Source organism: Aurantimonas sp. E1-2-R+4 (assembly GCF_036549515.1).
GTDB classification, from domain to species: domain Bacteria; phylum Pseudomonadota; class Alphaproteobacteria; order Rhizobiales; family Rhizobiaceae; genus Aurantimonas; species Aurantimonas coralicida_A.
Genome location: NZ_JAZHLK010000145.1, coordinates 1 through 1025, shown reverse-complemented (window position 1 = coordinate 1025; position 1025 = coordinate 1). Strand labels below are relative to the sequence as shown.

Below are 1025 nucleotides of genomic sequence, written 5' to 3'. Positions count from 1 at the left end.
CCGCAAATCTGATGAAACAGCCTTTCCCATAGAGCACCTCCTGCTCACAGAGAATCAAACCGAACATCAAATGGGAACCCGTCGATTCAAATTATTCGCCGGATGCTCTAGCCAGGCACCAAAGCCGCTTGGAAGACATTTGGAATGCAGACGTGATGCCGATGCGTAAGGAGTATTGGGACGCCACAGAAAGAGAGACGAAAGCCCCTATCCACCGAGAACTGAAACCTGCCCTGGCGGCGGGAGCCAGAACATTCGAATTGATAAGGTATCGCTTTGAAGGACTCGAACCGGGCTTAGACTTCTTTTTGGGCGATCTCCCCATCGTTATTTACAAGGTGATATTGGAGGTCAAACCGGAGTGGGCTCAATGGCCCCGAGAACGCTATCGAATATCCACATTCCCGACTCGTTGAAAGCCAGCACGGCCCGCTCAGTCATACCGGACGAGAGGCGGTAGTCGATGATCAACCCACCACCCTCCAAGCCCTCTTCTGCCATGCTACCGATCACAACAATGGTAGCCCCGCGCATGCAGCGAAACAATTCCTTCCCGCCATGCGGCGAAAATCTGCTGGACGGCAGCGCCTCAATCACAGATGCCTTTCTGAAACGCTCATTCTTGTCCAAGGAACTCATCTTAGTTCCCTGACTTTGCCGGCCTGTCACGCCGCTATGACGCATCACATCGTTCGGCTATGGCAGGTATATAGTTAGGAATATTCTGGCGATATTATACTTGACACACCAGACCGCTAAGGTAGCCTGAGCGCGAGGCAACCGGAGGAGTGCGAAATGGCAAACAATCTGCATATTTCCTACGATCTTAATTCGCCTGGGCAAGATTACACACCGCTGATAGACAAAATTAAAACGCTTGGCCCTTGGGCGAAAATCCACAAGTCGTTCTGGGGGAATGTCCCGGTCTCTGTTGAAACTCTGAAGTGGGCGGCGTTGCCCGCCTTGAGCCGTTAGGCTCGGGGTGCCGATTCCACTGAGGAGAGCAACGCCATGACGAGAGATAT

General features: G+C 52.6%; 2 protein-coding genes. One reads left to right on the top strand and one right to left on the bottom strand.

Annotation, left to right across the window (positions count from 1 at the left end; translation table 11 throughout):
* Positions 1 to 351: 351 nt before the first annotated feature.
* Positions 352 to 630: a hypothetical protein gene (locus VQ045_RS21780; protein ID WP_331831618.1), complete on the bottom strand. Its 279-nt coding sequence runs from the start codon at positions 628 to 630 to the stop codon at positions 352 to 354.
* A 165-nt stretch (positions 631 to 795) separates the two neighbouring features.
* Between VQ045_RS21780 and VQ045_RS21775 the strand changes: the two genes are divergently transcribed.
* A complete protein-coding gene (locus tag VQ045_RS21775; protein ID WP_331831617.1) occupies positions 796 to 975 on the top strand; it encodes a hypothetical protein in 180 nt (59 codons plus the stop codon).
* Positions 976 to 1025: the final 50 nt, after the last annotated feature.